The sequence below is a fragment of the Mesorhizobium terrae genome, from assembly GCF_008727715.1.
Lineage (GTDB): Bacteria > Pseudomonadota > Alphaproteobacteria > Rhizobiales > Rhizobiaceae > Mesorhizobium > Mesorhizobium terrae.
In genome coordinates this window covers 5,007,788-5,034,690 of the sequence record NZ_CP044218.1, presented here as the reverse complement: position 1 = coordinate 5,034,690, position 26,903 = coordinate 5,007,788, and the positions used below count along the sequence as shown (strand labels likewise).

The window sequence follows — 26,903 nt, the reverse complement described above, 5'->3', positions numbered from 1 at the left end:
TTCCGGTAGCCTGCTGAAAATCGCAGCCCCGAAAAATCGGGGCGCAGCCATCAAGCAATGGATTCGGGCGAGTTTGCGGCCAAGGCCCGCCTCGTAGGCTTAGTCGAAGAACGGTTCGACGACGTTGCGCTTGCCCAGCATGAAGGCGTCGGCCACGTGCTGCAGCGGCGCGAGGTCGACATCCGAGGTCCGGTCGTGCACCAGTTTGGCGAAGCGGCGGTAGAGCATCGGATATTCGGTTTCCTTCTCGTCCTTGAGAACCTTGCCCTCAACCTCGAGCCTGGTGCCGCCGCCGGACAGCACCATAAAACCCTTGTCGGTCTCCGCCAGGATGTCCCAGCTTTGCGGTCCGGTCTGGCGCCAGTCGAAATCGACGGCTACCGGGGTGCCTTCGCTGGTCCGGAACGAAACCTGGGCGGCGATCGGCGCGTCTCGGTTCTCGGGGAAATCGAGCGTCGCCTCGGTGATGAACATCGGCGGCAGGATATGGGTGGCGATGGAAAGCGCGTTGATGCCGGGATCGAAGACGCCGAAGCCGCCGGCCTGCCATATCCATTCCTGGTTCGGGTGCCAGCGCCGCACGTCTTCCTTCCAGTTGATGGCGGCTGATTTGATCCTCGCCGACGCAAGGAAGCTTCGTGCGGCCTCGACTGCCGGCGCATAACGCGAATGCCAGGAGGCGAACAGCGTCACGCCCTTTTCCGCGGCCAGCGCCTTCAGATGTTCCACCTCGCTCACCGTCGCGCCGGGCGGCTTTTCGAGGAAGACGTGCTTGCCGGCCAGGATCGCCGCGCGCGCGGCGTCGTGGCGAACCTGCGGCGGCATGCACAGCGACACCGCCTCGACCTCGGGCGAGGCCGCCAGAAGCGCCTCGATGCTCTCGAAATTGGGAACGCCGTCCACCTTCCCATGCCGGCTGGCAGCGGCGACGAGCTTGTAGTCGCCGTCTTTTGCCAGGGCCGGCAGATGCTGATCCCGGGCGATCTTGCCGACGCCGACAATGGCGATGTTGATGGGCTGCGCTTTGGTCATCGCCAGCTTTCTTCCAGTTTGAGTTCGAATGGGCCGCCGGCCAGGAAACGCTCGATCGCCGGCTCGAAAGGCGAGGGGTCGATGGCGTTCGCCATCAGCCAGTCGTCGGAATAATAGGTGTTGGCGTAACGCTCGCCCGAATCGCAGATCAGCGTCACCACCGAACCGCTTTGCTTCGCCGCGATCATGCGGGCGGCGTGAAAGCACATGGCCGCGAAATTGGTGCCGGTCGAGCCGCCGACGCGGCGTCCAAGCCGGCGCGACAAAACACGCTTGGCCGCGATCGACACCGCGTCGGGTATGCGCAGCATATGGTCGATGACACCCGGCACGAAGGACGGCTCGACGCGCGGCCGGCCGATGCCCTCGATGCGCGACGGTCGCTCGCAGGAACAGGCGGTATCGTGTGTCGAGTAGCCTTCGAAGAAGGCGGAATATTCGACGTCGGCGACCGACAGCCTCGTCGCATGGCGCTTATAGCGGATGTAGCGGCCGATGGTGGCAGATGTGCCGCCGGTGCCGGCGCCCATCACCACCCAGGAAGGCACCGGGAAGCGCTCCTCGCGCATCTGCTGGAAGATCGATTCGGCGATGTTGTTGTTGCCGCGCCAGTCCGTGGCGCGTTCGGCATGGGTGAACTGGTCCATGAAGTAGCCGCCGAGCCGTTCGGCGAGTTCCGCCGATTCGGCGTAGATGCGCCGGCCGTCGTCGATGAAGTGGCAGTTACCGCCATAATGCTCGATGGCGGCGATCTTCTCGCGCGAGGTCGAGCGCGGCATCACCGCGTAGAAGGGCGTGCCGATCATGCGCGCGAAATAGGCTTCCGAAACGGCGGTGGAGCCGGAAGAGGCCTCGACCACGGCGGTGCCTTCGCGGATCAGGCCGTTGCACAGGGCATAGAGAAAAAGCGAGCGCGCCAGCCGGTGCTTCAGGCTGCCGGTCGGATGCGTGGATTCATCCTTCAGATAAAGGTCGATGCCGGGCAGGGCGGGTACGTCGAGCTTCCACAGATGGGTATCGGCCGAGCGATGCTGGTCCGCCTCGATCGCCGCGATGGCGCGATCCGCCCAATCCCGTGACATCGTCTTGTGACCCTGCTTGCCTCCCATCGCCGGCGTCCGCTCAGATCGGCTCGTCGAAGGTGACGATCGAGACTTCGCCTTCGAGCGCGCCCTGATAGGCGGAGATATGCGGTTCGTCGTCGGGCTCGCCCTGCATCTCGCCGATCTGGTCGAGCTCCGCTTCGGCATAACCTTCGGCGGCGAGTGATTCCAATGCACGCCGCACGGCAGAATCATCGTCGGGCGCGATCAGCATGACGTGGACGCCTTCCGACTTGCCGCCTTTCTTTTTCCAGACCCTGCCGGTGATGATGATGACCGGACGCGGTTCGTCATTGTCGTTTATCGGGTCTTGCAAGGGCTGATTCCTTTGGGATAGGCGTCTCAAGCGGCGCTTTTGCCTGTTTTTGCACGAAGCCGGTCAAGGCGACAGTCGCAAGTGGGTCACTTTCTTCCTCGCGCGCCCAAAAAGGCGCAAGAATATTACATGCGCTGCATGCATGGCTGCCGCGCCCCGGCAAAGGCGGAATTTGTAGGGCTGCGGGGTTGACGGTTTGCCGTGTTGCGAGTAGAAGCCGCCCAGTCTGAACCGATGTGAGGTCAGCTTTTCCGAGGCGTCGCGCCTTGGAGTTTGCCTCAAACAGGGTTCGTTTTACGAGCGAAACGACATTTCCGGCGTGCATGAAGCGGCTTCCGCTTCCTCTGCTTATTGTTCGGGCAAGACCGTAAGCGTGCGGTTTCGGCCCGAATTTGCGTATGGAAACCGCTTGAAACGGCCCTGAACGGGTTTGCGACACGAGATTGAGAACTAGAAGGAAGGTTTAATGCCTACCGTAAACCAGCTGATCCGCAAGCCGCGCCAGGTGCCGGCAACGCGAAACAAGGTCCCTGCAATGCAGCAGAACCCGCAGAAGCGGGGCGTCTGCACGCGCGTCTACACCACCACGCCGAAGAAGCCGAACTCGGCTCTGCGTAAGGTTGCGAAGATTCGCCTGACCAACGGTTTCGAGGTGATCGGCTACATCCCGGGTGAAGGCCATAACCTTCAGGAGCACTCCGTGGTCATGATCCGCGGCGGTCGCGTCAAGGATCTGCCGGGTGTGCGCTACCACGTCATTCGTGGCGTGCTCGACACCCAGGGCGTCAAGAACCGCAAGCAGCGCCGTTCGAAGTACGGCGCCAAGCGTCCGAAGTAAGGTTTTCCGGCTTCGGCGCTTTTTGTTTGTGCGTCGGGCCTGCGAGATTGAGAGACAAGAACCATGTCCCGTCGTCACAGTGCAGATAAGCGTGAGATCAATCCGGACCCGAAGTTCGGCGATCTGGTCGTCACCAAGTTCATGAACGCCGTCATGTATGACGGCAAGAAGTCGATCGCCGAGACCATCGTCTACAGCGCGCTCGACCAGGTGCAGGCCAAGACCAAGCAGGAGCCGATCGGCGTCTTCCATCAGGCGCTCGACAACGTCGCTCCGCACGTCGAAGTGCGTTCGCGCCGCGTCGGTGGTGCTACCTACCAGGTTCCGGTCGACGTTCGTCCGGAGCGCCGTCAGGCGCTCGCCATCCGCTGGCTGATCACCGCTGCCCGCAACCGCAACGAGACGACCATGGTCGACCGCCTGTCGGGCGAGTTGATGGATGCTGCGAACAATCGCGGCACCGCCGTCAAGAAGCGTGAAGACACCCACAAGATGGCTGAAGCCAACCGCGCCTTCGCGCACTACCGCTGGTAAGGCGTGGCGAGAGACTGAGAGGCATCTATCATGGCCCGCGAATATAAAATCGAAGACTACCGTAATTTCGGTATCATGGCGCACATCGACGCCGGCAAGACGACGACGACTGAGCGCGTCCTGTATTACACGGGCAAGTCGCACAAGATCGGCGAAGTCCACGACGGCGCTGCCACCATGGACTGGATGGAGCAGGAGCAGGAACGCGGCATCACCATCACGTCGGCCGCGACCACGACCTTCTGGAAGGGCCGTGACGGCAAGCTGCGCCGCTTCAACATCATCGACACCCCCGGCCACGTCGACTTCACCATCGAAGTCGAGCGTTCGCTGCGCGTGCTCGACGGCGCCATCGCGCTGCTCGACGCCAACGCCGGTGTCGAGCCGCAGACCGAGACGGTCTGGCGCCAGGCCGACAAGTACCACGTGCCGCGCATGATCTTCTGTAACAAGATGGACAAGATCGGCGCCGACTTCTACCGCTCCTACGAGATGATCGGCTCGCGCCTCGGCGCGCAGGCTGTCGTCATGCAGCTGCCGATCGGCGCGGAGACCGAGTTCAAGGGCGTCGTCGACCTGGTCGAGATGAACGCATTGGTCTGGCGCGATGAATCCCTGGGCGCTGCCTGGGATGTCGTCGAGATCCCGGCCGACCTTAAGGAGAAGGCTGAGCAGTTCCGCGAGAAGATGATCGAAGCCGCCGTCGAAATGGACGACGACGCGATGAACAACTATCTCGAAGGCAAGCAGCCGACCAACGACGAGATCCGCGCGCTCATCCGCAAGGGCACCATCGCCGTCAAGTTCTTCCCGATGTTCTGTGGCTCGGCCTTCAAGAACAAGGGTGTGCAGCCGCTGCTCGACGCCGTTGTCGAATACCTGCCGTCGCCGATCGACGTGCCGGCCATCAAGGGCATCGACGCCAAGACCGAGAAGGAAATTGAGCGTCACGCGGACGACAACGAGCCGCTGTCCATGCTCGCCTTCAAGATCATGAACGATCCGTTCGTCGGTTCGCTCACCTTCGCCCGCATCTATTCGGGCAAGCTCTCCAAGGGTGTGTCGCTCGACAACACCGTGAAGGGCAAGAAGGAGCGCATCGGTCGCATGCTGCAGATGCACGCAAACTCGCGCGCCGACATCGACGAGGCTTTCGCCGGCGACATCGTCGCTCTGGCTGGCCTCAAGGAAACCACCACCGGCGACACGCTGTGCGACCCGCTGCACCCGGTGATCCTTGAGCGCATGGAGTTCCCGGATCCGGTCATCCAGATCGCCATCGAGCCGAAGACCAAGGGCGACCAGGAAAAGATGGGCCTCGCGCTGCATCGTCTGGCTGCTGAAGATCCGTCCTTCCGCGTCAAGACCGACGAGGAAAGCGGCCAGACCATCATCGCCGGCATGGGTGAACTTCACCTCGACATCATCGTCGACCGCATGCGCCGCGAGTTCAAGGTCGAGGCCAATGTCGGCGCTCCGCAGGTTGCCTATCGCGAGACGATCACCCGTACTCACGAGCAGGACTACACCCACAAGAAGCAGACCGGTGGTACCGGCCAGTTCGCCCGCGTCAAGCTGGTGTTCGAGCCGAACCCGGAAGGCGAAGAATACGTATTCGAGTCCAAGATCGTCGGCGGTTCGGTTCCGAAGGAATACATCCCCGGCGTCGAGAAGGGCATCGGTTCGGTCATGTCGTCCGGCCCGTTCGCTGGCTTCCCGATGATCGGCGTCAAGGCGACGCTCATCGACGGCGCCTTCCACGACGTCGACTCCTCGGTCCTGGCCTTCGAAATCGCCTCGCGCGCCGCTTTCAGGGAAGCTGCTCCGAAGCTCGGCGTCCAGCTGCTCGAGCCGATCATGAAGGTCGAGGTCGTCACGCCGGAAGACTACGTCGGCAACGTCATCGGCGACCTGAACAGCCGCCGCGGCCAGATCCAGGGTCAGGAGACCCGTGGTGTCGCCGTCGTCGTCAACGCCATGGTGCCGCTGGCCAACATGTTCAAGTACGTCGACTCGCTGCGTTCGATGTCGCAGGGCCGCGCCCAGTACACGATGCAGTTCGACCACTACGAGCCGGTGCCGACCGCGGTCGCCCAGGAAGTTCAGAAGAAGTACGCGTAATTCCTTGGAATTGCGTCCGTAACTAGGTTCAACGCCCTCACGGGCAGGCAGGAAATGGAGACCTCACATGGCAAAAGGTAAATTCGAGCGTACGAAGCCTCATGTGAACATTGGCACGATTGGTCACGTTGACCATGGCAAGACGTCGCTGACGGCGGCGATCACGAAGTATTTTGGCGAATACCGCCCGTACGACCAGATTGACGCGGCTCCGGAAGAGAAGGCGCGCGGCATCACGATCTCGACGGCGCACGTCGAATACGAGACGCCGGCCCGCCACTACGCCCACGTCGACTGCCCCGGCCACGCCGACTATGTGAAGAACATGATCACCGGCGCTGCCCAGATGGACGGCGCGATCCTGGTCGTTTCGGCCGCCGACGGCCCGATGCCGCAGACCCGCGAGCACATCCTGCTCGCCCGTCAGGTCGGCGTTCCGGCGATCGTTGTGTTCCTGAACAAGGTCGACCAGGTCGACGACGCCGAGCTTCTCGAGCTGGTCGAGCTGGAAGTGCGCGAGCTTCTGTCGAAGTACGAGTTCCCGGGCGACGACATTCCGATCGTCAAGGGTTCGGCTCTGGCTGCTCTCGAGGACAGCAACAAGGAGATCGGCGAGAACGCGGTTCGCAAGCTGATGGAAGAGGTCGACGCCTACATCCCGACGCCTGAGCGTCCGATCGACAAGCCGTTCCTGATGCCGATCGAGGACGTGTTCTCGATCTCGGGCCGCGGCACGGTCGTGACCGGTCGCGTCGAGCGCGGCATCGTCAAGGTTGGCGAGGAGCTGGAAATCGTCGGCATCCGTCCGACCTCGAAGACGACCTGCACGGGCGTCGAGATGTTCCGCAAGCTGCTCGACCAGGGCCAGGCCGGCGACAACATCGGCGCGCTGCTGCGCGGCGTTGACCGTGAAGGCGTCGAGCGCGGCCAGGTTCTGGCCAAGCCCGGCACCGTGAAGCCGCACAAGAAGTTCAAGGCAGAAGCCTACATCCTGACCAAGGAAGAGGGCGGCCGTCATACGCCGTTCTTCACCAACTACCGTCCGCAGTTCTACTTCCGCACGACGGACGTGACCGGCATCGTGACGCTGCCGGCTGGTACGGAGATGGTTATGCCTGGCGACAACATCACCGTTGACGTCGAGCTGATCGTGCCGATCGCCATGGAAGAGAAGCTGCGCTTCGCTATCCGTGAAGGCGGCCGCACCGTCGGCGCCGGCATCGTCGCTTCCATCGTCGAGTAAGAAGAACAAGAGATCTGTCGCGGGCGCGGATACGCCCGCGCCGCGCCAGAACAAGGAATAGACGCATGAACGGACAGAATATCCGCATCCGACTTAAAGCGTTCGATCACCGCGTGCTCGACGCCTCGACGCGGGAAATCGTTTCCACGGCCAAGCGCACCGGCGCCAATGTCCGCGGCCCGATCCCGCTGCCGACCAGGATCGAGAAGTTCACGGTCAACCGCTCGCCGCACGTCGACAAGAAGAGCCGCGAGCAGTTCGAAATGCGCACTCACAAGCGCCTTCTCGACATCGTGGACCCGACCCCGCAGACGGTCGATGCGCTGATGAAGCTCGATCTGGCCGCCGGCGTGGACGTCGAAATCAAGCTCTAAGAGCTGAAACATGAGCCGGTGGGGAAACCCGGCCAGCTCCTCTGAAGGAAGATGAACCTATGCGTTCAGGTGTAATTGCACAGAAGGTGGGAATGACCCGCATCTACAACGATGCCGGCGAGCATGTCCCCGTTACCGTTCTCCGCATGGAGAGCTGCCAGGTCGTGGCTCAGCGCACGCAGGAGAAGAACGGCTACACCGCCGTCCAGCTCGGCGTTGGCCTTGCCAAGGTGAAGAACACGTCGAAGGCCCTGCGCGGCCACTTCGCTGCCGCCTCCGTGGAGCCGAAGTCGAAGGTCGCGGAATTCCGCGTCTCCGCCGACAACATGCTCGACGTCGGCGCCGAGATCACGGTCGAGCATTTCGTCGCCGGCCAGAAGGTCGACGTGACGGGCACTTCGACCGGTAAGGGCTTCCAGGGCGTTATCAAGCGTCACCATTTCGGCGGCGGCCGTGCCACCCACGGTAACTCGCTGTCGCACCGCGTGCACGGTTCGACCGGTCAGCGCCAGGACCCCGGCAAGGTGTTCAAGGGCAAGAAGATGGCCGGCCACCTGGGCGACACGCGCGTCACCACCCAGAACGTCGAGGTCGTTTCGACCGACGCCGATCGCGGTCTGATCCTGATCCGCGGCGCGGTTCCCGGCACCAAGGGTGCCTGGATCCTGGTTCGCGACGCCGTCAAGTCGGCGCTGCCTGCCAACGCGCCGAAGCCGGCAGCGATCCGGGCGGCCACCAAACAGGCTCCGGCCACTGAGGGAGCGGAATAATGGACCTCAAGATCACCACCCTCGGCGGCAAGGACGCCGGCAAGGTGAAGCTCTCGGAAGAGATCTTCGGCCTGGAGCCGCGCGAAGACATCCTGCAGCGCGTCGTGCGCTGGCAGCTCGCCAAGAAGCAGCAGGGCACGCATCAGGCGAAGGGCCGCGCGGACATCGCCCGCACCGGCGCCAAGATGTACAAGCAGAAGGGTACGGGCCGCGCCCGTCACCATTCGGCTCGCGCTCCGCAGTTCCGCGGCGGCGGCAAGGCCCACGGCCCGGTTGCCCGCAGCCATGAGCATGACCTTCCCAAGAAGGTCCGTGCGCTCGGCCTCAAGCATGCGCTGTCGGCCAAGGCCAAGGCTTCCTCGATCATCGTGGTCGACGAGCTGAAGCTGGCTGAAGCCAAGACCAAGGCGCTGGTCGCGAATTTCGCGACGCTCGGCCTGACCAATGCCCTGTTCATCGGCGGTGCCGAGCTCGACCAGGGCTTCAAGCGGGCCGCTGCCAACATTCCGAACATCGACGTACTGCCGATCCAGGGCATCAACGTCTACGACATTCTGCGCCGCGGCACGCTGGTCCTTTCCAAGGCCGCCGTCGAGGCTCTCGAGGAGCGCTTCAAATGACCGACCTTCGTCATTACGATGTGATCGTCTCGCCGGCGATCACCGAAAAGTCGACCATGGCGTCCGAGCAGAACCAGGTGGTCTTCAACGTCGCCAAGAAGGCGTCGAAGCCGGAGATCAAGGCAGCCGTCGAAGCGCTGTTCGGCGTGAAGGTGATGGCTGTGAACACGCTCGTCCGCAAGGGCAAGGTGAAGCGCTTCCGCGGCACGATCGGCCGCCAGGGCGACGTCAAGCGAGCAGTTGTGACGCTGGCCGATGGCCAGTCGATCGACGTCGCGACGGGTCTCTGAGCTAGGCCGCGAGGACAACGACAATGGCACTGAAGAAATTTAACCCGGTAACGCCGAGCACCCGCCAGCTGGTCATCGTCGACCGCTCGGGCCTCTACAAGGGCAAGCCCGTCAAGGGCCTGACCGAAGGTCTGACCAAGTCGGGCGGCCGCAACAACTACGGTCGCATCACGGCCCGCTTCATCGGCGGCGGTCACAAGCGTTCGTACCGCATCATCGACTTCAAGCGTCGCAAGTTCGACGTGGTCGGCACGGTCGAGCGTCTGGAATACGACCCGAACCGCACCGCCTTCATCGCTCTCATCAAGTATGAGGACGGCGAGCTGAACTACATCATCGCCCCGCAGCGTCTGCAGGCCGGAGACAAGATCGTGGCCGGCGAAGCGGTCGATGTGAAGCCCGGCAATGCGATGCCGCTTTCGTCGATGCCGGTGGGCACCATCGTCCACAACATCGAGCTGAAGCCCGGCAAGGGCGGCCAGGTCGCCCGTTCGGCTGGCGCCTATGCCCAGCTCGTCGGTCGTGACCAGGGCATGGCGATCCTGCGCCTCAACTCGGGCGAGCAGCGCATCGTGCATGGCTCGTGCCTTGCCACCGTCGGCGCCGTGTCGAACCCCGACCACGGCAACATCAACGACGGCAAGGCCGGCCGCACCGTGTGGCGTGGCAAGCGCCCGCACAACCGCGGCGTTGCCATGAACCCGGTCGACCATCCGCACGGCGGTGGTGAAGGCCGCACCTCGGGTGGCCGTCATCCGGTTACCCCGTGGGGCAAGCCCACCAAGGGCAAGAAGACGCGGTCCAACAAGGCGACCGATAAATTCATCGTGCGCTCGCGCCATCAGCGCAAGAGCTAAGAAGAGGTAACGCCAAGTGACTCGTTCGGTTTGGAAAGGCCCCTTCATCGACGGCTACCTTCTCAAGAAGGTGGACAAGGTTCGTGAAGGTGGTCGCAGTGAGGTGATCAAGATGTGGAGCCGCCGCTCCACCATCCTGCCGCAGTTTGTCGGCCTCACCTTCGGTGTCTACAACGGCCAGAAGCACGTCCCGGTCTCGGTGAACGAGGACATGGTCGGCCACAAGTTCGGTGAATTCGCTCCGACCCGGACCTATTACGGTCACGGCGCGGATAAGAAGGCGAAGAGGAAATAACGATGGGCAAGGCCAAAGCTCCGCGCAGGCTTGCTGACAACGAGGCACGTGCCGTTCTGCGCACGATCCGCGTCAGCCCGCAGAAGCTGAACCTGGTTGCTGCGATGATCCGCGGCAAGAAGGTTGCTACAGCGCTCAACGACCTGGAATTCTCGCGCAAGCGCATTTCGGGAACCGTCAAGAAGACGCTGGAATCGGCGATCGCCAATGCGGAAAACAACCACGACCTCGACGTCGACGCCCTGATCGTGGCCGAGGCCTATGTCGGCAAGTCGATCGTCATGAAGCGTTTCCACGCTCGTGGCCGTGGTCGCGCCAGCCGCATCGAGAAGCCGTTTTCGCATCTCACGATCGTCGTTCGTGAGGTTGAAGAGAAAGGGGAGGCCGCATAATGGGCCAGAAAATCAATCCGATCGGTCTCCGTCTCGGCATCAACCGCACCTGGGACTCGCGTTGGTACGCGAACACCGGCGAATACGGCAAGCTGCTGCACGAGGACCTCAAGATCCGCGAGTATCTTGAGAAGGAACTCAAGCAGGCCGCGATCTCGAAGATCGTCATCGAGCGTCCGCACAAGAAGTGCCGCGTCACCATCCACGCCGCGCGCCCTGGCCTGATCATCGGCAAGAAGGGCGCCGACATCGAGAAGCTCCGCAAGAAGCTGACCGAGATGACGCAGTCCGAAACGCACCTCAACATCGTTGAAGTGCGCAAGCCGGAAATCGACGCGACGCTGGTCGCGCAGTCGATCGCCCAGCAGCTCGAGCGCCGCATCGCCTTCCGTCGCGCCATGAAGCGCGCCGTGCAGTCGGCCATGCGTCTCGGTGCCGAAGGCATCCGCATCAACTGCTCGGGCCGTCTCGGCGGCGCCGAAATCGCTCGCATGGAATGGTACCGTGAAGGCCGCGTGCCGCTGCATACGCTGCGCGCCGATGTCGACTACGGCACCGCCGAAGCCCAGACCGCCTATGGCATCTGCGGCGTCAAGGTGTGGGTGTTCAAGGGCGAGATTCTCGAGCACGACCCGATGGCCTCGGAACGTCGTGCCACCGAAGGCGATCATTCGCAGGGCGGTGAGCGCTCCGAGCGCAGCCGTCGTCGCGAAAACGCCTGATTGGCATAGGAATTTGGAGTTAGAACGATGCTGCAGCCAAAGCGCACAAAGTTCCGTAAGCAGTTCAAGGGCCGCATCCACGGCACCGCGAAGGGCGGCACCAACCTGGATTTCGGCGGCTTCGGTCTGAAGGCGCTGGAGCCGAACCGCGTCACCGCGCGTGAGATCGAGGCGGCCCGCCGCGCGATCACCCGCGAGATGAAGCGCGCCGGCCGGGTGTGGATCCGCGTGTTCCCGGACGTTCCGGTCACCTCGAAGCCGACCGAAGTCCGCATGGGTAAGGGTAAGGGCGCGGTCGACTACTGGGCTTGCCGCGTCAAGCCGGGTCGCGTCATGTTTGAGATCGACGGCGTGTCGGAAGAAATCGCTCGCGAGGCCCTGCGCCTCGGTGCAGCCAAGCTCTCGGTCAAGACGCGCTTCGTACAGCGCATCGCTGAATAAGAAAGGGCTGTTGCGATGAAAGCCGCCGATATCAGAATGAAGACCGTCGATGAACTCGACACCGATCTTGCCGCGCTGAAGAAGGAGCAGTTCAACCTGCGCTTCCAGAAGGCGACGGGCCAGCTCGAAAAGACCGCGCGTGTGAAGGAAGTCCGCAAGGACATCGCCCGCATCAAGACCATCGCCGCCGAGAAATCGGCCGGCAAGAAGGCTTAAGGACGAAAATCATGCCGAAGCGCATTTTGCAGGGCACCGTCGTCAGCGACAAGAACGAGAAGACGGTCGTCGTCAAGGTCGAGCGTCGCTTCACCCATCCGGTGATGAAGAAGACCGTGCGCATGTCGAAGAAGTACAAGGCGCATGACGAAAACAACGCCCACAAGGTGGGCGACCAGGTGTCCATCCAGGAATCGAAGCCGATTTCCAAGGATAAGCGCTGGGTCGTCATTACCCCTGAGCAGGCGTAATCGAACGAATTTTGGACAGACCGGGGAGGGGCTTTTCAGCCTGTCCCGTTAGAGAAGAAGAAGGCGGCCAGTCATGATTCAGATGCAAACAAACCTCGACGTCGCGGATAATTCCGGCGCCCGTCGTGTCATGTGCATCAAGGTGCTGGGCGGCTCGAAGCGGAAATACGCTTCCGTCGGCGACATCATCGTGGTGTCGATCAAGGAAGCCATTCCGCGCGGCCGCGTGAAGAAGGGTGATGTGATGAAGGCGGTCGTCGTACGCACCGCCAAGGACATCCGTCGCCCCGACGGCAGCGTGATCCGTTTCGACAAGAACGCGGCCGTTCTCGTCGACAACAAGAAAGAGCCTGTGGGCACGCGTATCTTCGGGCCGGTTCCGCGCGAGCTTCGCGCCAAGAACCACATGAAGATCATCTCGCTCGCGCCTGAAGTGCTGTAAGGAGCCGGAACAATGCAGAAGATCCGCAAAGGCGACAAGGTCGTCGTGCTTTCCGGCAAGGACAAGGGCCGCTCCGGCGAAGTCCTGTCCGTGCAGCCGAAGGAAGACACGGCCATTGTGCGCGGCATCAACATCGTGGTTCGCCACCAGCGCCAGACCCAGGCGCAGGAAGGCGGCCTGATCAGGAAAGAGGCACCGATCCACCTCTCGAACCTCGCGATCGCCGACCCCAAGGACGGCAAGCCGACCCGCGTCGGCTTCAAGCTCGAGAAGGACGGCAAGAAGGTACGAGTCGCCAAGCGCTCGGGAGAAGTCATCAATGGCTAAGGCAGCACAAACCGCGCAGAACACGCCGCGCTTGAAGCAGGTCTACAACGAGACCATCAAGAAGGCGCTGCTGGAGCAGTTCAAGTACGACAACGAGATGCAGATCCCGCGTCTCGACAAGATCGTGCTGAACATGGGTGTCGGCGAAGCCACGGGCGATTCCAAGAAGCCTTCGGTCGCCGCCGAGGACTTGGCGCTGATCGCTGGTCAGAAGCCGGTCATCACCCGCGCCCGCAAGTCGATCGCCGGCTTCAAGGTTCGCGAGAACATGCCGATCGGCACCAAGGTGACGCTTCGCAAGGAGCGCATGTATGAGTTCCTGGACCGCCTGGTCAACATCGCGCTGCCGCGCGTTCGCGACTTCCGCGGCCTGAACCCGAAGAGCTTCGATGGCCGCGGCAACTACGCCATGGGCATCAAGGAGCACATCGTGTTCCCGGAGATCAACTACGACAAGGTCGATCAGATCTGGGGCATGGACATCATCGTTTGTACGACTGCGAAGACGGACGACGAGGCCAGGGCATTGCTCAAGGCCTTCAACTTCCCCTTCCGCCAGTAACGGCAGCGAGCAAAGGAAAAATCTGAAATGGCAAAGACCAGCTCAGTCGAAAAGAACAACCGGCGCCGCAAGCTTGTGGACCAGTACGCTGCCAAGCGTAAGGCCCTCAAGGACATCGTCATGGACCAGTCCAAGCCGATGGACGAGCGCTTCCGCGCCCAGCTGAAGCTCGCGGCCCTGCCGCGCAATTCGGCCAAGATCCGCATCCGTAACCGCTGCGAAGTCACGGGCCGTCCGCGCGCCTTCTATCGCAAGCTCAAGGTCTCGCGCATCGCGCTTCGCGATCTCGGCAATACCGGCCAGATCCCGGGCCTGGTCAAGTCGAGCTGGTAAGGAGGACATACTATGTCATTGAGCGATCCTCTCGGCGATATGCTGACCCGCATCCGCAACGCCTATGGCCGTAAGAAGTCGACCGTGTCGACGCCGGCTTCGCGTCTGCGCGCCCGTGTTCTCGACGTGCTGAAGTCGGAAGGTTACATCCGCGACTACAGCCAGACCGATTTCGAGAACGGCAAGTCGGAAATCGAGATTGAGTTGAAGTACTTCGACGGCAATCCGGTCGTGCGCGAAATCTCGCGTGTTTCGAAGCCGGGCCGCCGCGTCTACGTTTCGGCCAGGTCGATCCCGCAGGTCGCCAACGGCCTCGGCATCGCCATCCTTTCGACCCCGAAGGGCGTGATGGCCGACCACGAAGCGCGCGAGCAGAACGTCGGCGGCGAAGTTCTCTGCCAGATCTTCTGATCGGCGAATTGAGATAGGAAGGACGAGCGAAAATGTCTCGTATTGGTAAGAAGCCCGTCTCGGTGCCTGCCGGTGTGACCGCTGCGGTCGACGGCAAGACTGTCACGGCGAAGGGCCCGAAGGGCGAGCTGAAGTTCGTCGTCAACGACGAAGTGCTGGTCAAGCTGGACAACGGCCAGATCGCCGTTGAACCGCGCGATCAGTCGAAGGACGCACGCTCCAAGTGGGGCATGTCGCGTACCCAGATCGTCAACATCCTGACCGGCGTGAAGGACGGCTTCGAGAAGAAGCTCGAGATCACCGGCGTTGGTTATCGCGCTGCCATGCAGGGCAAGAACCTGCAGCTGGCGCTCGGTTTCTCGCACGACGTGGTCTATGAGACCCCGCAGGGCATCACGATCACCGTGCCGAAGCCGACCGAAATCACCGTTTCGGGCATCGACAAGCAGCAGGTCGGCCAGGTCGCGGCCGAGATCCGCGAATACCGCGGCCCCGAGCCCTACAAGGGCAAGGGCGTCCGTTATGCGGGCGAGAAGATCGTCCGTAAGGAAGGCAAGAAGAAGTAACAGGCTTGGCTCCCGAAACGTCGCGGACGTTTCAGGCAAGGCTGGATTATCGCAACGCCACGGGGTGTTGCTGCGGGAGGCCAGAACCTACCGCACAAGGCAACCCCCGTTTTACAAGGCAAGGAATACGACTATGGCAACCAAGGAAGCCACGCAGCGCCGCTCGTCGCGCATTCGCCGCCAGATCAAGGCGGTTTCGAACGGCCGTCCGCGTCTTTCGGTGCACCGCACCTCCAAGAACATCTACGTCCAGGTGATCGACGACGCGAAGGGTCACACCATCGCCGCCGCCTCGACGCTTGAGAAGGACTTCAAGGCCGGCAAGAAGACCGGTGCCGACACCGCCGCCGCCGCTGCCGTTGGCAAGCTGGTCGCCGAGCGCGCCGTCAAGGCCGGCGTCAAGGAAGTCGTCTTCGATCGCGGCGCCTACATCTATCACGGCCGCGTCAAGGCGCTGGCCGAAGCCGCCCGCGAGGCTGGCCTCAGCTTCTAAGTTCGAACCATTCCGGAAGTCGGCTTCGAAAAAGGGGCTGACATTTCGGAACGGATCGTGCAGAAGGCGCAAGTTTTTCGCCGCCGGCGACCTCGAAAAGGGGCGCCGGCATTTCAGCAACCCGTGCTTCCGGAAAAGAACAAGGATTAGGATATGGCACAGGAACGTAGGGAAGGCGGCCGCGAGCGCGGTCGCGACCGCGAAGAGCGCGACGACGGCATCGTCGACAAGCTCGTACACATCAACCGCGTCGCCAAGGTGGTGAAGGGCGGCCGTCGCTTCGGCTTCGCTGCTCTCGTCGTCGTCGGCGACCAGAAGGGCCGCGTCGGCTTCGGTCATGGCAAGGCACGCGAAGTGCCGGAAGCCATCCGCAAGGCGACTGAATCGGCCAAGCGCGACATGATCTTCGTGCCGCTGCGCTCAGGCCGTACGCTGCACCACGACGTCGAAGGCCGTTGGGGCGCTGGCAAGGTTCTGCTGCGTGCCGCCAAGCAGGGTACCGGCATCATCGCCGGCGGCCCGATGCGCGCCGTCTTCGAGACGCTCGGCATGCATGACGTCGTCGCCAAGTCGATGGGCTCGTCGAACCCGTACAACATGGTTCGCGCCACCTTCGACGCGCTGAAGAGCCAGATGCATCCCAAGGATGTGGCTGCCGCTCGCGGTATCAAGTATTCGACCCTTCAGGCCCGCCGCGGCAATGCCGTAGCGGCTGATGAATAGTCGATAGCTGAGAGGACCACGAACATGGCCAAGCAAGCTACCAAGACCATCACCGTCGAGCAGATCGGCTCGCCGATCCGTCGGCCGAAGGAACAGCGCGCAACGCTGGTCGGCCTCGGCCTCAACAAGATGCACCGCAAGCGCACCCTGGAAGATACGCCTTCCGTGCGCGGTATGATCGCGGCCGTCCAGCATCTCGTCCGCGTTGTGGACGAGAAGTAAGCCGCAGGAGAAGACCAATGAAACTCACCGATCTGCGTGACAAGGACGGCGCCACCCACTCCAAGAAGCGTCTTGGCCGTGGTATCGGCTCGGGCTCGGGCAAGACCGCTGGCCGCGGCGTGAAGGGTCAGAAGGCCCGTTCCGGCGTTGCCATCAACGGCTTCGAGGGTGGCCAGATGCCGCTCTACCGCCGTCTGCCCAAGCGCGGCTTCACCAACATCTTCGCCAAGAGCTTCGTCACCGTGTCGCTCGCCCGCATCCAGGCGGCGATCGATGCCAAGAAGCTTGACGGCAAGGAAGTCGTGACCGGCGAAGCGCTCGTCAAGGCCGGCGTTCTGCGCCGCCTCAAGGACGGCGTGCGCGTCCTTTCTGACGGCGAACTCAAGGCCAAGCTCTCGTTTGACGTCGCTGGCGCCTCCAAGGCCGCCATCGAGAAGATCGAGAAGGCCGGCGGTTCCGTGAAGCTGCCTGAACAGGCCGCCGCCGAGTAAACATGTTTTGACAAGCGGCCGCGTCTCGACGCGGCCGCTTGCATCTTGGCACCGCCGAGCCTATGTCCCTTGCTCGGTGACACGCGCTGCCCGAAGCGGGCCTTTCCCGCGTCATCTAGCGGAGATATTGAATGGCTTCGGCTGCTGAACAACTAGCATCCAATCTCAATTTCGCGGCTTTCGCCAAGGCCGAGGATCTCAAGAAGCGCATCTGGTTCACGATCGGCGCTCTCCTCGTCTATCGCCTCGGCACCTATATTCCGCTTCCCGGCATCAATCCCGAAGCTTTCGCTCAGGCATTCCAGTCGCAGTCCAAGGGCGTGCTGGGCATGTTCAACATGTTCGCCGGCGGCGCCGTGCAGCGCATGGCGATCTTCGCGCTGGGCATCATGCCCTACATCTCCGCCTCCATCATCATGCAGCTGATGACCTCGGTCATCCCCTCGCTGGAAGCGCTGAAGAAGGAAGGCGAGCAGGGCCGCAAGGTCATCAACCAGTACACCCGCTACGGCACCGTGCTGCTTGCCATCGTGCAGGCCTACGGCATTTCGGCGGGACTGGAGAACGGCAACGGCATCGTCACCGATCCCGGCATGTTCTTCCGCATTTCCACCGTCATCACGCTGGTCGGCGGCACCATGTTCCTGATGTGGCTGGGCGAGCAGATCACCGCGCGCGGCATCGGTAACGGCATTTCGCTGATCATCTTCGCCGGCATCGTCGCGGGCCTTCCGCACGCCATTTCCGGCACGCTGGAACTCGGCCGCACCGGCGCGCTCTCGACGCCGCTGATCCTGGCCATCATCGTTCTGGCCATCGTCGTCATCGCGCTCATCGTCTTCTTCGAGCGCGCCCAGCGCCGCCTGCTGATCCAGTATCCGAAGCGCCAGGTCGGCAACCGTATGTTCCAGGGCGACACCTCGCACCTGCCGCTGAAGCTCAACACGTCGGGCGTCATTCCGCCGATCTTCGCGTCGTCGCTGCTGCTTCTGCCGGCAACCGTCGCGGGCTTCTCGAACGCGAGCAATCTGCCGTCCTGGGCAAGCGCCGTGCTTGCCTCGCTCGGCCACGGCCAGCCGCTCTACATGGCGTTCTATGCCTCGATGATCGTGTTCTTCGCCTTCTTCTATACGGCCATCGTCTTCAATCCGAAGGATACGGCCGACCAGCTGAAGAAGCATTCGGGCTTCATCCCGGGCTATCGCCCCGGCGAACGCACCGCTGACTATATCGACTACGTGCTTACCCGCATCACCGTGATCGGCGCTATCTACCTGGTCGTTATCTGCCTTCTGCCGGAATTCCTGATTTCGGCCACTGGCGTACCGTTCTACCTTGGTGGCACTTCGCTTCTGATCGTGGTCAGTGTAACGCTCGACACCGTTGCGCAGATTCAGGGTCACCTGATCGCGCATCAGTACGAGGGACTGATCAAGAAGTCGAAGCTGCGCGGGGGTAAGAGAGGCAGATGAAGTTGATATTGCTTGGCCCGCCTGGTGCGGGCAAGGGGACGCAAGCGCAGCGACTGGTCGAAAAACACGGCATACCGCAACTCTCCACCGGAGACATGTTGCGCGCCGCGGTCAAGAACGGCACCGAAGTTGGCAAGCGCGCCAAGGCAGTGATGGATGCGGGCGAGCTCGTCTCCGACGCCATCGTCAACGCCATCGTCGCCGAGCGGATCGATCAGCCGGACTGCGCCGGCGGTTTTATCCTCGACGGCTATCCCCGCACCCTGGCGCAGGCCGACGCGGTCGAGGCGATGCTGTCCGAGCGCAAGCTGAAGCTTGATGCCGTCATCGAACTCGTCGTCGACGACAAGGTTCTGGTTGGCCGAATCGTCAAGCGCGCCGAAGAGGCCGCCGCCGCCGGGCAGCCGGTGCGCAAGGACGACAATCCGGAAATCTTCGAAGAGCGCCTGCGCGAATACTACAAGAAGACCGCGCCGCTCATCGGCTACTATCATGCCAAGGGCCTGTTGAAGGGCGTCGACGGCATGGCCGATATCGACGCCGTGACCAGGCAGATCGAGGCTATTCTGGCCACTTCTGTCCAGAAGTGAACAAATCGGCTTGACTAGGCCGGGCTGCTGGAGTATGGCGGCCCGTCTCCCTATCAGGCATGAGCTTTGCTTGTCCGTGAGGACAAGGCATCTGCTTTGAACAGGAACTCCCCGCAAGGGCCGGCCTCCACCGGACGCGGGATAACGTAAAGCGCCGTTTCGACCCTGTCGGCCGGCCCAGATGGAGAAAGAGAAGACATGGCCCGTATAGCCGGCGTCAACATTCCGACCAACAAGCGCGTCGTCATCGCGCTGCAGTACATTCACGGCATTGGCAAGAAGTTCGCCCAGGAGATCGTCGACAAGGTCGGCATCCCGGCCGAGCGCCGCGTCAACCAGCTGACCGACGCCGAAGTGCTGCAGATCCGCGAGACGATCGACCGTGACTACCAGGTCGAAGGCGACCTGCGTCGCGAAGTCTCGATGAACATCAAGCGTCTGATGGACCTCGGCTGCTACCGCGGCCTGCGTCACCGTCGTTCGCTGCCGGTGCGCGGTCAGCGTACCCACACCAACGCCCGCACCCGCAAGGGGCCGGCGAAGGCGATCGCCGGTAAGAAGAAGTAATTGGCGGCAGTCGCCAGTAGGCAACGGGCAGTCGGAAAAACCGACTGCCGACTGCCGAAGTCCGACTGCCTTCCAGGTGGAGCCGCTGGCATTACGGCGGTGTAGAGATCAACTGAAAGGACTACCATGGCCAAGGAAGCCGCACGCGTCCGTCGTCGCGAACGCAAGAACATTTCGTCGGGTGTCGCTCACGTCAACTCGACCTTCAACAACACCATGATCACCATCTCCGACGCGCAGGGCAACGCGATTGCCTGGTCGTCGGCCGGTGCCCAGGGCTTCAAGGGTTCGCGTAAGTCGACCCCGTTCGCCGCCCAGATGGCTGCCGAGGACGTCGCCAAGAAGGCGCAGGAACATGGCATGCGCATGCTCGAGGTCGAGGTTTGCGGTCCGGGTTCGGGTCGTGAATCGGCGCTGCGCGCTCTGCAGGCCGCCGGCTTCACCATCACCTCGATCCGCGACGTGACGCCGATCCCGCACAATGGTTGCCGCCCGCGCAAGAAGCGCCGCGTCTAACATTTTTAGAATACCGACGGGAACGCTTCGTGCGTTCCCGAATGGTTTCCAGGTCGCCCACCACGATTGGATGGTGGTGGGGAAACGGAAGGACAGACAATGATCCAGAAAAACTGGCAGGAACTGATCAAGCCCAACAAGATCGACTTCTCGTCGAAGGGCAAGACGCTGACGACGCTGGTCGCCGAGCCGCTCGAGCGCGGCTTCGGTCTGACCTTGGGCAACGCGCTGCGCCGCGTGCTCTTGTCGTCGCTGCGTGGCGCGGCCGTCACCGCCGTGCAGATCGACGGCGTGCTGCATGAGTTCTCGTCCATCGCCGGCGTGCGCGAGGACGTGACCGACATCGTGCTCAACATCAAGGAAATCGCCATCAAGATGGAAGGCGATGGTCCCAAGCGCATGGTCGTGCGCAAGCAGGGTCCGGGCGCCGTTCTGGCTGGCGACATCCAGACCGTCGGCGACGTCGAGATCCTGAACCCCGACCATGTCATCTGCACCCTCGACGAGGGCGCGGAAATCCGCATGGAATTCACCGTCGACACCGGCAAGGGCTACGTGCCTGCCGAGCGCAACCGGGCCGAAGACGCGCCGATCGGCCTGATCCCGGTCGACTCGCTCTATTCGCCGGTCAAGAAGGTCTCCTACCGCGTCGAGAACACCCGCCACGGCGAAGAACTCGACAAGGACAAGCTGACCATGACGCTTGAGACCGACGGTTCGGTCACGGGTGAGGACGCGGTGGCTTTCGCCGCCCGCATCCTGCAGGACCAACTCGCTCTGTTCGTCAACTTCGACGAGCCGCAGAAGGAAGTCGCGGCCGAGGCCGTTACCGAACTCGCTTTCAACCCGTCGCTGCTGAAGAAGGTCGACGAGCTGGAGCTTTCGGTGCGTTCGGCGAACTGCCTGAAGAACGACAACATCGTCTATATCGGCGACCTCATTCAGAAGACCGAAGCCGAAATGCTTCGCACTCCGAATTTCGGCCGCAAGTCTCTGAACGAGATCAAGGAAGTTCTGGCTGCTATGGGCCTGCATCTCGGCATGGAAGTGCCGGACTGGCCGCCGGAAAACATCGAAGACCTCGCAAAGCGCTACGAAGACCAATATTGAGCATGAATTTCCAAGGGCGGGCGGCATAAGCCGTCCCGTCCGACGGTCATGCGGAAAACCATCAGAGGCCGTGGCCTCTTGAACAGATAAAGAAGGAAAAGAGCCATGCGCCACGGTTTCAAAGGCCGTCGTTTCGCCCGCAGTGTAAGCCACCGCAAGTCGATGTTCGCCAACCTCGCCGTGTCTCTGATCGAGCACGAGCAGATCGTCACCACCCTGCCGAAGGCGAAGGACCTGCGTCCGATCGTCGAGAAGCTGGTGACGCTCGGCAAGCGCGGCGACCTGCACGCCCGTCGTCAGGTCATCGCCCAGATCGGCAATGAAGGCGTCGTCAAGCGCCTGTTCGACACGCTGGCCCCGCGCTACGCCAACCGCAACGGCGGCTACCTGCGCATCATGAAGGCCGGCTTCCGCAAGGGCGACAACGCCGCGATGGCGGTCATCGAGTTCGTCGATCGCGACACCTCGGCCAAGGGCGCCGCTGACCGCGCCCGCGTCGAGGCAGAAGCGAGCGAGACCGAGGCCGCCTAAGCCTTTCGGACTTTCTTGAAAGACATTAAGGGGCCCTTGGGGTCCCTTTTTGTTTCTGGAACACCACATGAGCGACGGCTGCAAGAAAGGTCGCTGACATGTCCGCACGAGTTTTCCGCGTCTTCCTATTCCTGGTAGGTCTGATGACAGGCGGCACGCTCGCCGCCGAAGCCAAGGGGACGGCACCCATGCTGATCGAAGCGACAATCGCTGGCGACATCGCGCAGATCAAGGCGGCGATCGCTTCCGGCGCCGATCTCGAACAGCGCGATGCCAAGGGCCGCACGGCGCTGCTCATCGCCACCCATGCCGACAACCCAGAGGCGGCGAAGCTGTTGATCGCTGCCGGCGCGGACGTCAACGCCAAGGACGATATCCTCGACACGCCTTTCCTCTACGCCGGCGCGGAAGGGCGCGACGACATCCTGAAAGCCATCCTCGCCACCGGCAAGGCAAATCTCAAGGACACCAACCGCTTCGGCGGCACTGCCCTGATCCCCGCCGCCGACCACGGTTTTCCGGAGACGGTGCGCATCCTGCTTGGCACTGGCATCAACATCGACCACGTCAACAATCTTGGCTGGACGGCCTTGATGGAGGCGGTGATCCTGGGGGACGGCGGCCCGGTGCAGCAGGAGATCGTCGCGCTCCTGGTCGATGCAGGGGCCAGGGATATTCCCGACCATGATGGCATCAGCGCGCTCCAGCACGCCAGGAAGCGCGGCTACGCGGCGATCGTCGAGCGCATCACCGAAGGCCGGCGCCCGCTCTGAAAATCCGGGTGGCCGCCTCTGCAGAGGCAAGTGGGGAACGTCACCGACAAATCGTACACCTGTCATGCCAGGGTCATGGCTTTCCAACAAAACGACTTCAGGGCCGGTCCGCGGCTCCGCTATCATCGTTTTGAGGGATCAGGGATATGACCAAACTCGTTCGGCACTCGCTTTTGGCCACCGCGGCACTGTCCACGCTGCTTGTTTCCGGCGCCGTCTACGGGCAGGGCGCCGCCGATGCCTTCCTCGAACGCGGGGCCAAGGGCGACATTACCCTGCATGGCGGCGCGCGCCGCCTGACCGGCGAAGTCACCGCCGAGCTGCAGAAGTTCATCAACAATGGCGAGGTGAAGAACGTCATCCTGCTGATCGGCGACGGCATGGGCGATTCCGAGATCACCGTGGCGCGCAACTATGCCGAAGGCGCCAGCGGCTTCTTCAAGGGCATCGACGCGCTGCCCGTCACCGGCCAGTACACCCACTATGCGCTGGACAAGAAGACCGGCAAGCCGGACTATGTGACCGACTCGGCCGCTTCCGGCACCGCCTGGGCCAGCGGCGTGAAGACCTATAACAACGCCGTCGGCGTCGACATCCACGAGAAGCCGCACAAGACGCTGATCGAGCTGGCCAAGGCTGCCGGCATCGGCACCGGCAACGTCTCGACCGCCGAGATCCAGGATGCCACGCCGGCCGTGCAGGTGGCGCATGTCACCCAGCGCAAGTGCTACGGCCCGTCGGCGACCGCCGAGAAGTGCCCGACCAACGCGCTCGAGAATGGCGGCCTCGGCTCGATTTCCGAACAGCTTTTGAACACCCGTGCCGATGTCGTTCTGGGCGGCGGCGCCAAGAGCTTTGGCGAAACCGCCCGCGCCGGCGACTGGAAGGACAAGACGCTGTTCGACCAGGCCAAGGAACGCGGCTTCCAAATCGTCAGGACGGCCGACGAGCTCAACGCCCTTAGCGCCGCCGGCAACGACAAGCCGGTGCTCGGCCTGTTCTCGGAAGGCAACATGCCGGTGCGCTGGAAGGGGCCGAAGGCCAGCCGCTACGGCAACATCGAAAAGGAAGCGGTGACCTGCGAGCCGAACGCCGACCGCACCGCCGCCGTGCCGACGCTCGCCGCCATGACCAAGAAGGCCATCGACCTGCTCAAGACCAACGAAAAGGGTTTTTTCCTGCAAGTGGAGGGTGCGTCGATCGACAAGCAGGATCATGAGGCCAACCCCTGCGGCCAGATCGGCGAGACGGTCGATCTCGACGAGGCCGTCCAGGCCGCGCTCGACTTCGCCAAGACCGACGGCAAGACGCTGGTGATCGTCACCGCCGACCACGCCCATGCCAGCCAGATCATCCCGAACGACACCAAGGCGCCCGGCCTCACCCAGGCGCTGAAGACCAAGGACGGCTCGGTGATGTCGGTCAGCTACGGCAATTCAGAAGGCGATTCGCAGGAACACACCGGCGCGCAGCTGCGCGTCGCCGCCTTCGGTCCGCGCGCCGCCAATTTCGCCGGCCTTACCGACCAGACCGACATGTTCTTCACCATCCGCGATGCGCTGAAGCTCGGCAACTGACGATCCTCGACCCCCGGCGCCCCGTCCTTCCCGATCCGGAAGGGCGGGGCGTCGCCGTCTAGTGCCCGTTCATGTGGATACGGGGCAGGACAGCGAAGCTTCGGCACAGGGCAGGGCAGCGAAGCTTTCTCGCAGGGCAGGACCGTGAAGCCTCGTCATTCCCGACCGCGTGAGCGAGGCACGAGCGGAGCGTGTCGGGAATCCATACCGGAACGCTGACGCCTCGGCGCGGTGCAAGATGTGGATTGAATGCGTGGAGGAAGGCGCAAGCTCAAAGAAAGTACGTTGTCCTTTCAATCCCTTGTCGCAAACCGCACGAAAACCGCGCGCGGATTTGCCCACATGATCGAGGCACACGCCACAATCAGCCCATCGCCCTCACGGGAACCTGGTGCGCACCGGGTATCAGGGAGGGCGCCGGTGCCGGACTGGCAGCGCTAACGGTGGCGCTGTCTGGTGACGAGCCCTAAGTCCGGGCCCTGGAAAAACCCGGCCGCCGCAAATGGCGGCTTTGAGGCCCGAAGTCTGCCGTCGCGAAGGACGGCGAGGTCGGTCCGGGGCAAGAACACTGGCGGGGCGCCCGGAAGGCGCCACGTACTATTACAGAGAGGCACCGACCCGGCGCCCCGCTTCCCACCTCCCGCAAGGGAGTGTTTTTTGACAATGGCCAGGGCGGATTTCCGCAGCGTGGCGATGAAGAAGTGTATCAACGCTACTATGCGTCGACGCGACTGTACCGCCGCCGTCATTCCGGCCGAGCGCAGCGAGAGCCGGAACCCATTGGCCGCTTCATCGTCGAGCACGGCCCGGTCCTCGTCCTGAACCGTTCACGCAGCCGGACCGGCGCCGCGTGTTTCACGGCTGTCCGCGCGAACCCAGGTCCCGGCCGCGCTGCTCAATGGGTTCCGGGTCGGCGCTCGGCTTCGCCTCGCTGGCCCGGAATGACGAACGCTTGAGAAGCCGCCCCGTCACATCCCTCTGAAGGCCTGAAACAGGATGAAGGCGGCAACCACGCCGTCATTCCGGCCGAGCATAGCGAGAGCCGGAACCCATTGGCCGCACCGTCGTCGAGCACGGCCCGGTCCTCGTCCTGAACAGTCCGTATTGCCTGGACTGACGCGCTGAAATGGCGCCGTCAAAAAACAGCGCGTCGCGCCAACCATCGACAAATTTGGCAATTGTCGCTACGGCCTTTCAAATTGCACATTCCTCGCGACAATGGCGCGGAACTTGTTCGGAGGATTCGGTATGCGTTCTAAGCGGCTGTCTCTCATTCTGTTTTGCGCCTTTGTGGCGCTGACGGCCAATTTTGTCGCCGGTCGCGCGGTGGCGCAGGAAGCCACGCCGCCGGCCACCAAGAACGAGCCCGGCCTGTCCGACGTGCTGACCGACCTTCTCCATGGCGTCGAGGGCAACAACACCGCTGGCCCGGACAAGCGCGTGCCGTTCGGCCGCGAGGAAGTGCAGCTGTCCTTCGCGCCGCTGGTCAAGCAGACCGCGCCCGCCGTGGTCAATGTCTATGCCTCGCAGACCGCCAAGGTGACGTCGCCGTTCGACGGCGATCCCTTCTTCGAGGAGTTCTTCGGCCGCTCGATGCCGCGCGCGCAGTCGTCGCTGGGCTCCGGCGTGCTGGTCGACCCGACCGGCGTCATCGTCACCAACTACCACGTCATCAAGGGCGCCGACGAGGTCAAGGTGGCGCTGGCCGACGGGCGCGAATTCACCTCCAAGGTGATGCTCAAGGACGAATCGCTCGATCTCGCCGTGCTCAAGATCGAGGGCGACAAGCCGTTCCCGGTCATCGCCATCGGCGATTCCGACGCGCTCGAGGTCGGCGATCTGGTGCTGGCCATCGGCAACCCGTTCGGCGTTGGCCAGACCACCACCTCCGGCATCGTCTCCGCGCTTGCCCGCAGCCATATCGGCATTTCGGATTCCGGCTATTTCATCCAGACGGACGCCGCCATCAATCCCGGCAATTCCGGCGGCGCGTTGATCAACATGGGCGGCCAGCTGGTCGGCATCAACACCGCCATCTACAGCCGCAGCGGCGGCTCGATCGGCATCGGCTTCGCCATTCCCGCCAACATGGTGCGCGCCTTCGCCGAGGCCGCCAAGTCCGGCAGCGATTTCTTCGAGCGGCCCTATATCGGCGCCGAGTTCGAGGCGGTGACGCCGCAGATCGCCGAATCGCTCGGCATGCAGAAGGCGACCGGCGCTCTGGTTTCCTCCGTCGCCGACGGCGGCCCGGCCGCCAAGGCCGGCCTGAAGCCGGGCGATGTCGTGCAGACGCTGAACGGCACCGTGGTCGAAGGCATCGAGGCGCTGGATTACCGCATGGCGACGCTGTCGATCGGCTCGAACGCCACCTTCGGCGTGCTCACCAAGGGCCAGCAGCAGCAGATCGCCATCGCGCTCGAACGCGCGCCCGAAGGCCTGAAGACCGCCGAGCTGATGTTGCGTGGCCGCAGCCCCTTCGCCGGCGCGCGGGTGGCCGATCTGTCGCCGCGGCTGGCGCAGCGTCTCGGCATCCGCACCGACGTCAAGGGCGTAGCTGTGGTCGATATCGAGCGCACCTCGCCGGCGGCGGATTTCGGCTTCCAGCCGGGCGACATCGTGCGCGAGGTCAACGGCGTCACCATCGACAGCGCCAAGAAGCTGGAAGAAGCAGCGCTGCAGAACACGCGCTGGTGGCGTTTCACCGTCGAGCGCGGCGGCCAGACGCTGCGCCAGGTGTTGCGTTACTGAGTGTTGCGTTCCTGACCCCAGCACTGTGAAATGG

37 protein-coding genes are annotated in these 26,903 nt (G+C 63.0%); 34 read left to right on the top strand and 3 right to left on the bottom strand.

Going from position 1 to position 26,903, the window contains the following annotated elements:
• Window positions 1-99: 99 nt before the first annotated feature.
• Genes FZF13_RS25390 through FZF13_RS25380 form a run of 3 tightly spaced genes read right to left on the bottom strand, consistent with a single transcriptional unit; the run spans window position 100 to window position 2,439 of the window.
• Window positions 100-1,032, bottom strand: coding sequence for a Gfo/Idh/MocA family protein (locus FZF13_RS25390; protein ID WP_036255134.1), 933 nt, complete (start codon window positions 1,030-1,032; stop codon window positions 100-102).
• Window positions 1,029-2,141: a PLP-dependent cysteine synthase family protein gene (locus tag FZF13_RS25385; protein WP_036255131.1), complete on the bottom strand. Its 1,113-nt coding sequence runs from the start codon at window positions 2,139-2,141 to the stop codon at window positions 1,029-1,031. The genes FZF13_RS25390 and FZF13_RS25385 overlap by 4 nt, the downstream gene beginning before the upstream one ends.
• A 13-nt stretch (window positions 2,142-2,154) precedes the next feature.
• Window positions 2,155-2,439 carry a hypothetical protein gene (locus tag FZF13_RS25380; protein ID WP_024927094.1) on the bottom strand — a complete coding sequence of 95 codons (285 nt, stop codon included), beginning with the start codon at window positions 2,437-2,439 and terminating at the stop codon, window positions 2,155-2,157.
• A gap of 478 nt (window positions 2,440-2,917) precedes the next feature.
• On the opposite strand from FZF13_RS25380, the gene rpsL reads away from it, so the two are divergent.
• The 34 genes from rpsL to FZF13_RS25210 all read left to right on the top strand — a co-directional run bounded on the left by rpsL (window position 2,918) and on the right by FZF13_RS25210 (window position 26,869).
• Window positions 2,918-3,289, top strand: coding sequence for a 30S ribosomal protein S12 (gene rpsL / locus FZF13_RS25375; RefSeq protein ID WP_024927095.1), 372 nt, complete (start codon window positions 2,918-2,920; stop codon window positions 3,287-3,289).
• A 63-nt stretch (window positions 3,290-3,352) separates the two neighbouring features.
• Entirely contained in the window at window positions 3,353-3,823 is a 471-nt protein-coding gene (gene rpsG / locus FZF13_RS25370) for a 30S ribosomal protein S7 (RefSeq protein WP_024927096.1), read from the top strand.
• A gap of 30 nt (window positions 3,824-3,853) precedes the next feature.
• Entirely contained in the window at window positions 3,854-5,944 is a 2,091-nt protein-coding gene (fusA, locus tag FZF13_RS25365) for an elongation factor G (protein WP_024927097.1), read from the top strand.
• A gap of 67 nt (window positions 5,945-6,011) precedes the next feature.
• The gene (tuf, locus tag FZF13_RS25360) at window positions 6,012-7,187 is read left to right on the top strand and encodes an elongation factor Tu (protein ID WP_065998099.1); all 1,176 of its coding nucleotides are present in this window, start codon (window positions 6,012-6,014) and stop codon (window positions 7,185-7,187) included.
• A 65-nt stretch (window positions 7,188-7,252) separates the two neighbouring features.
• The gene (gene rpsJ / locus FZF13_RS25355; protein ID WP_006205468.1) at window positions 7,253-7,561 is read left to right on the top strand and encodes a 30S ribosomal protein S10; all 309 of its coding nucleotides are present in this window, start codon (window positions 7,253-7,255) and stop codon (window positions 7,559-7,561) included.
• Between the two features lie 59 nt (window positions 7,562-7,620).
• Window positions 7,621-8,331, top strand: a complete 711-nt coding sequence (rplC, locus tag FZF13_RS25350; RefSeq protein ID WP_024924758.1) for a 50S ribosomal protein L3 — start codon at window positions 7,621-7,623, stop codon at window positions 8,329-8,331.
• A complete protein-coding gene (gene rplD / locus FZF13_RS25345; protein ID WP_024924759.1) occupies window positions 8,331-8,951 on the top strand; it encodes a 50S ribosomal protein L4 in 621 nt (206 codons plus the stop codon). Before rplC ends, rplD begins: the two co-directional genes overlap by 1 nt.
• Entirely contained in the window at window positions 8,948-9,241 is a 294-nt protein-coding gene (locus tag FZF13_RS25340; RefSeq protein ID WP_024924760.1) for a 50S ribosomal protein L23, read from the top strand. Before rplD ends, FZF13_RS25340 begins: the two co-directional genes overlap by 4 nt.
• Before the next feature lie 23 nt (window positions 9,242-9,264).
• Window positions 9,265-10,098 carry a 50S ribosomal protein L2 gene (rplB, locus tag FZF13_RS25335; protein WP_024924761.1) on the top strand — a complete coding sequence of 278 codons (834 nt, stop codon included), beginning with the start codon at window positions 9,265-9,267 and terminating at the stop codon, window positions 10,096-10,098.
• Window positions 10,099-10,114: 16 nt separating this feature from the next.
• A complete protein-coding gene (gene rpsS, locus FZF13_RS25330) occupies window positions 10,115-10,393 on the top strand; it encodes a 30S ribosomal protein S19 (RefSeq protein WP_024924762.1) in 279 nt (92 codons plus the stop codon).
• A gap of 2 nt (window positions 10,394-10,395) precedes the next feature.
• Window positions 10,396-10,785, top strand: a complete 390-nt coding sequence (gene rplV, locus FZF13_RS25325) for a 50S ribosomal protein L22 (RefSeq protein WP_024924763.1) — start codon at window positions 10,396-10,398, stop codon at window positions 10,783-10,785.
• Window positions 10,785-11,507 (top strand): 30S ribosomal protein S3, encoded by a 723-nt coding sequence (rpsC, locus tag FZF13_RS25320; RefSeq protein ID WP_024924764.1) that lies wholly within the window; start codon window positions 10,785-10,787, stop codon window positions 11,505-11,507. The genes rplV and rpsC overlap by 1 nt, the downstream gene beginning before the upstream one ends.
• 27 nt (window positions 11,508-11,534) lie before the next feature.
• Window positions 11,535-11,948: a 50S ribosomal protein L16 gene (gene rplP, locus FZF13_RS25315; RefSeq protein WP_024924765.1), complete on the top strand. Its 414-nt coding sequence runs from the start codon at window positions 11,535-11,537 to the stop codon at window positions 11,946-11,948.
• 15 nt (window positions 11,949-11,963) lie between these two features.
• The gene (gene rpmC / locus FZF13_RS25310; RefSeq protein WP_024924766.1) at window positions 11,964-12,164 is read left to right on the top strand and encodes a 50S ribosomal protein L29; all 201 of its coding nucleotides are present in this window, start codon (window positions 11,964-11,966) and stop codon (window positions 12,162-12,164) included.
• 11 nt (window positions 12,165-12,175) lie between these two features.
• Window positions 12,176-12,415, top strand: coding sequence for a 30S ribosomal protein S17 (gene rpsQ / locus FZF13_RS25305; RefSeq protein WP_024924767.1), 240 nt, complete (start codon window positions 12,176-12,178; stop codon window positions 12,413-12,415).
• 73 nt (window positions 12,416-12,488) lie between these two features.
• Complete coding sequence (gene rplN / locus FZF13_RS25300; protein WP_024924768.1) at window positions 12,489-12,857, top strand: 50S ribosomal protein L14; 369 nt, start codon at window positions 12,489-12,491, stop codon at window positions 12,855-12,857.
• Window positions 12,858-12,869: 12 nt separating this feature from the next.
• Window positions 12,870-13,184: a 50S ribosomal protein L24 gene (rplX, locus tag FZF13_RS25295; protein WP_024924769.1), complete on the top strand. Its 315-nt coding sequence runs from the start codon at window positions 12,870-12,872 to the stop codon at window positions 13,182-13,184.
• Window positions 13,177-13,746 carry a 50S ribosomal protein L5 gene (rplE, locus tag FZF13_RS25290; protein WP_024924770.1) on the top strand — a complete coding sequence of 190 codons (570 nt, stop codon included), beginning with the start codon at window positions 13,177-13,179 and terminating at the stop codon, window positions 13,744-13,746. Before rplX ends, rplE begins: the two co-directional genes overlap by 8 nt.
• 27 nt (window positions 13,747-13,773) lie before the next feature.
• Window positions 13,774-14,079 (top strand): 30S ribosomal protein S14, encoded by a 306-nt coding sequence (gene rpsN, locus FZF13_RS25285; protein WP_024924771.1) that lies wholly within the window; start codon window positions 13,774-13,776, stop codon window positions 14,077-14,079.
• 12 nt (window positions 14,080-14,091) lie between these two features.
• Entirely contained in the window at window positions 14,092-14,490 is a 399-nt protein-coding gene (gene rpsH, locus FZF13_RS25280) for a 30S ribosomal protein S8 (RefSeq protein WP_024924772.1), read from the top strand.
• Between the two features lie 32 nt (window positions 14,491-14,522).
• Window positions 14,523-15,056 carry a 50S ribosomal protein L6 gene (gene rplF, locus FZF13_RS25275; protein WP_024924773.1) on the top strand — a complete coding sequence of 178 codons (534 nt, stop codon included), beginning with the start codon at window positions 14,523-14,525 and terminating at the stop codon, window positions 15,054-15,056.
• Window positions 15,057-15,189: 133 nt separating this feature from the next.
• Complete coding sequence (gene rplR / locus FZF13_RS25270) at window positions 15,190-15,549, top strand: 50S ribosomal protein L18 (RefSeq protein WP_024924774.1); 360 nt, start codon at window positions 15,190-15,192, stop codon at window positions 15,547-15,549.
• A 153-nt stretch (window positions 15,550-15,702) separates the two neighbouring features.
• Window positions 15,703-16,272 carry a 30S ribosomal protein S5 gene (rpsE, locus tag FZF13_RS25265; RefSeq protein WP_024924775.1) on the top strand — a complete coding sequence of 190 codons (570 nt, stop codon included), beginning with the start codon at window positions 15,703-15,705 and terminating at the stop codon, window positions 16,270-16,272.
• Window positions 16,273-16,296: 24 nt separating this feature from the next.
• Entirely contained in the window at window positions 16,297-16,494 is a 198-nt protein-coding gene (gene rpmD, locus FZF13_RS25260) for a 50S ribosomal protein L30 (protein ID WP_024924776.1), read from the top strand.
• A 17-nt stretch (window positions 16,495-16,511) separates the two neighbouring features.
• A complete protein-coding gene (gene rplO / locus FZF13_RS25255; protein ID WP_024924777.1) occupies window positions 16,512-16,985 on the top strand; it encodes a 50S ribosomal protein L15 in 474 nt (157 codons plus the stop codon).
• A gap of 131 nt (window positions 16,986-17,116) precedes the next feature.
• Entirely contained in the window at window positions 17,117-18,457 is a 1,341-nt protein-coding gene (secY, locus tag FZF13_RS25250) for a preprotein translocase subunit SecY (RefSeq protein WP_024924778.1), read from the top strand.
• Window positions 18,454-19,047 carry an adenylate kinase gene (locus FZF13_RS25245; RefSeq protein WP_024924779.1) on the top strand — a complete coding sequence of 198 codons (594 nt, stop codon included), beginning with the start codon at window positions 18,454-18,456 and terminating at the stop codon, window positions 19,045-19,047. The genes secY and FZF13_RS25245 overlap by 4 nt, the downstream gene beginning before the upstream one ends.
• A gap of 198 nt (window positions 19,048-19,245) precedes the next feature.
• Window positions 19,246-19,614 carry a 30S ribosomal protein S13 gene (gene rpsM, locus FZF13_RS25240; RefSeq protein WP_024924780.1) on the top strand — a complete coding sequence of 123 codons (369 nt, stop codon included), beginning with the start codon at window positions 19,246-19,248 and terminating at the stop codon, window positions 19,612-19,614.
• 126 nt (window positions 19,615-19,740) lie between these two features.
• Complete coding sequence (gene rpsK, locus FZF13_RS25235; RefSeq protein ID WP_024924781.1) at window positions 19,741-20,130, top strand: 30S ribosomal protein S11; 390 nt, start codon at window positions 19,741-19,743, stop codon at window positions 20,128-20,130.
• Window positions 20,131-20,229: 99 nt separating this feature from the next.
• Window positions 20,230-21,240, top strand: a complete 1,011-nt coding sequence (locus FZF13_RS25230) for a DNA-directed RNA polymerase subunit alpha (RefSeq protein WP_024924782.1) — start codon at window positions 20,230-20,232, stop codon at window positions 21,238-21,240.
• Window positions 21,241-21,345: 105 nt separating this feature from the next.
• Entirely contained in the window at window positions 21,346-21,771 is a 426-nt protein-coding gene (gene rplQ / locus FZF13_RS25225) for a 50S ribosomal protein L17 (RefSeq protein WP_024924783.1), read from the top strand.
• A 98-nt stretch (window positions 21,772-21,869) separates the two neighbouring features.
• Window positions 21,870-22,544: an ankyrin repeat domain-containing protein gene (locus tag FZF13_RS25220; RefSeq protein WP_024924784.1), complete on the top strand. Its 675-nt coding sequence runs from the start codon at window positions 21,870-21,872 to the stop codon at window positions 22,542-22,544.
• Window positions 22,545-22,690: 146 nt separating this feature from the next.
• Complete coding sequence (gene phoA / locus FZF13_RS25215; RefSeq protein ID WP_024924785.1) at window positions 22,691-24,121, top strand: alkaline phosphatase; 1,431 nt, start codon at window positions 22,691-22,693, stop codon at window positions 24,119-24,121.
• Window positions 24,122-25,369: 1,248 nt separating this feature from the next.
• Window positions 25,370-26,869 (top strand): DegQ family serine endoprotease, encoded by a 1,500-nt coding sequence (locus FZF13_RS25210; protein WP_024924787.1) that lies wholly within the window; start codon window positions 25,370-25,372, stop codon window positions 26,867-26,869.
• Window positions 26,870-26,903: the final 34 nt, after the last annotated feature.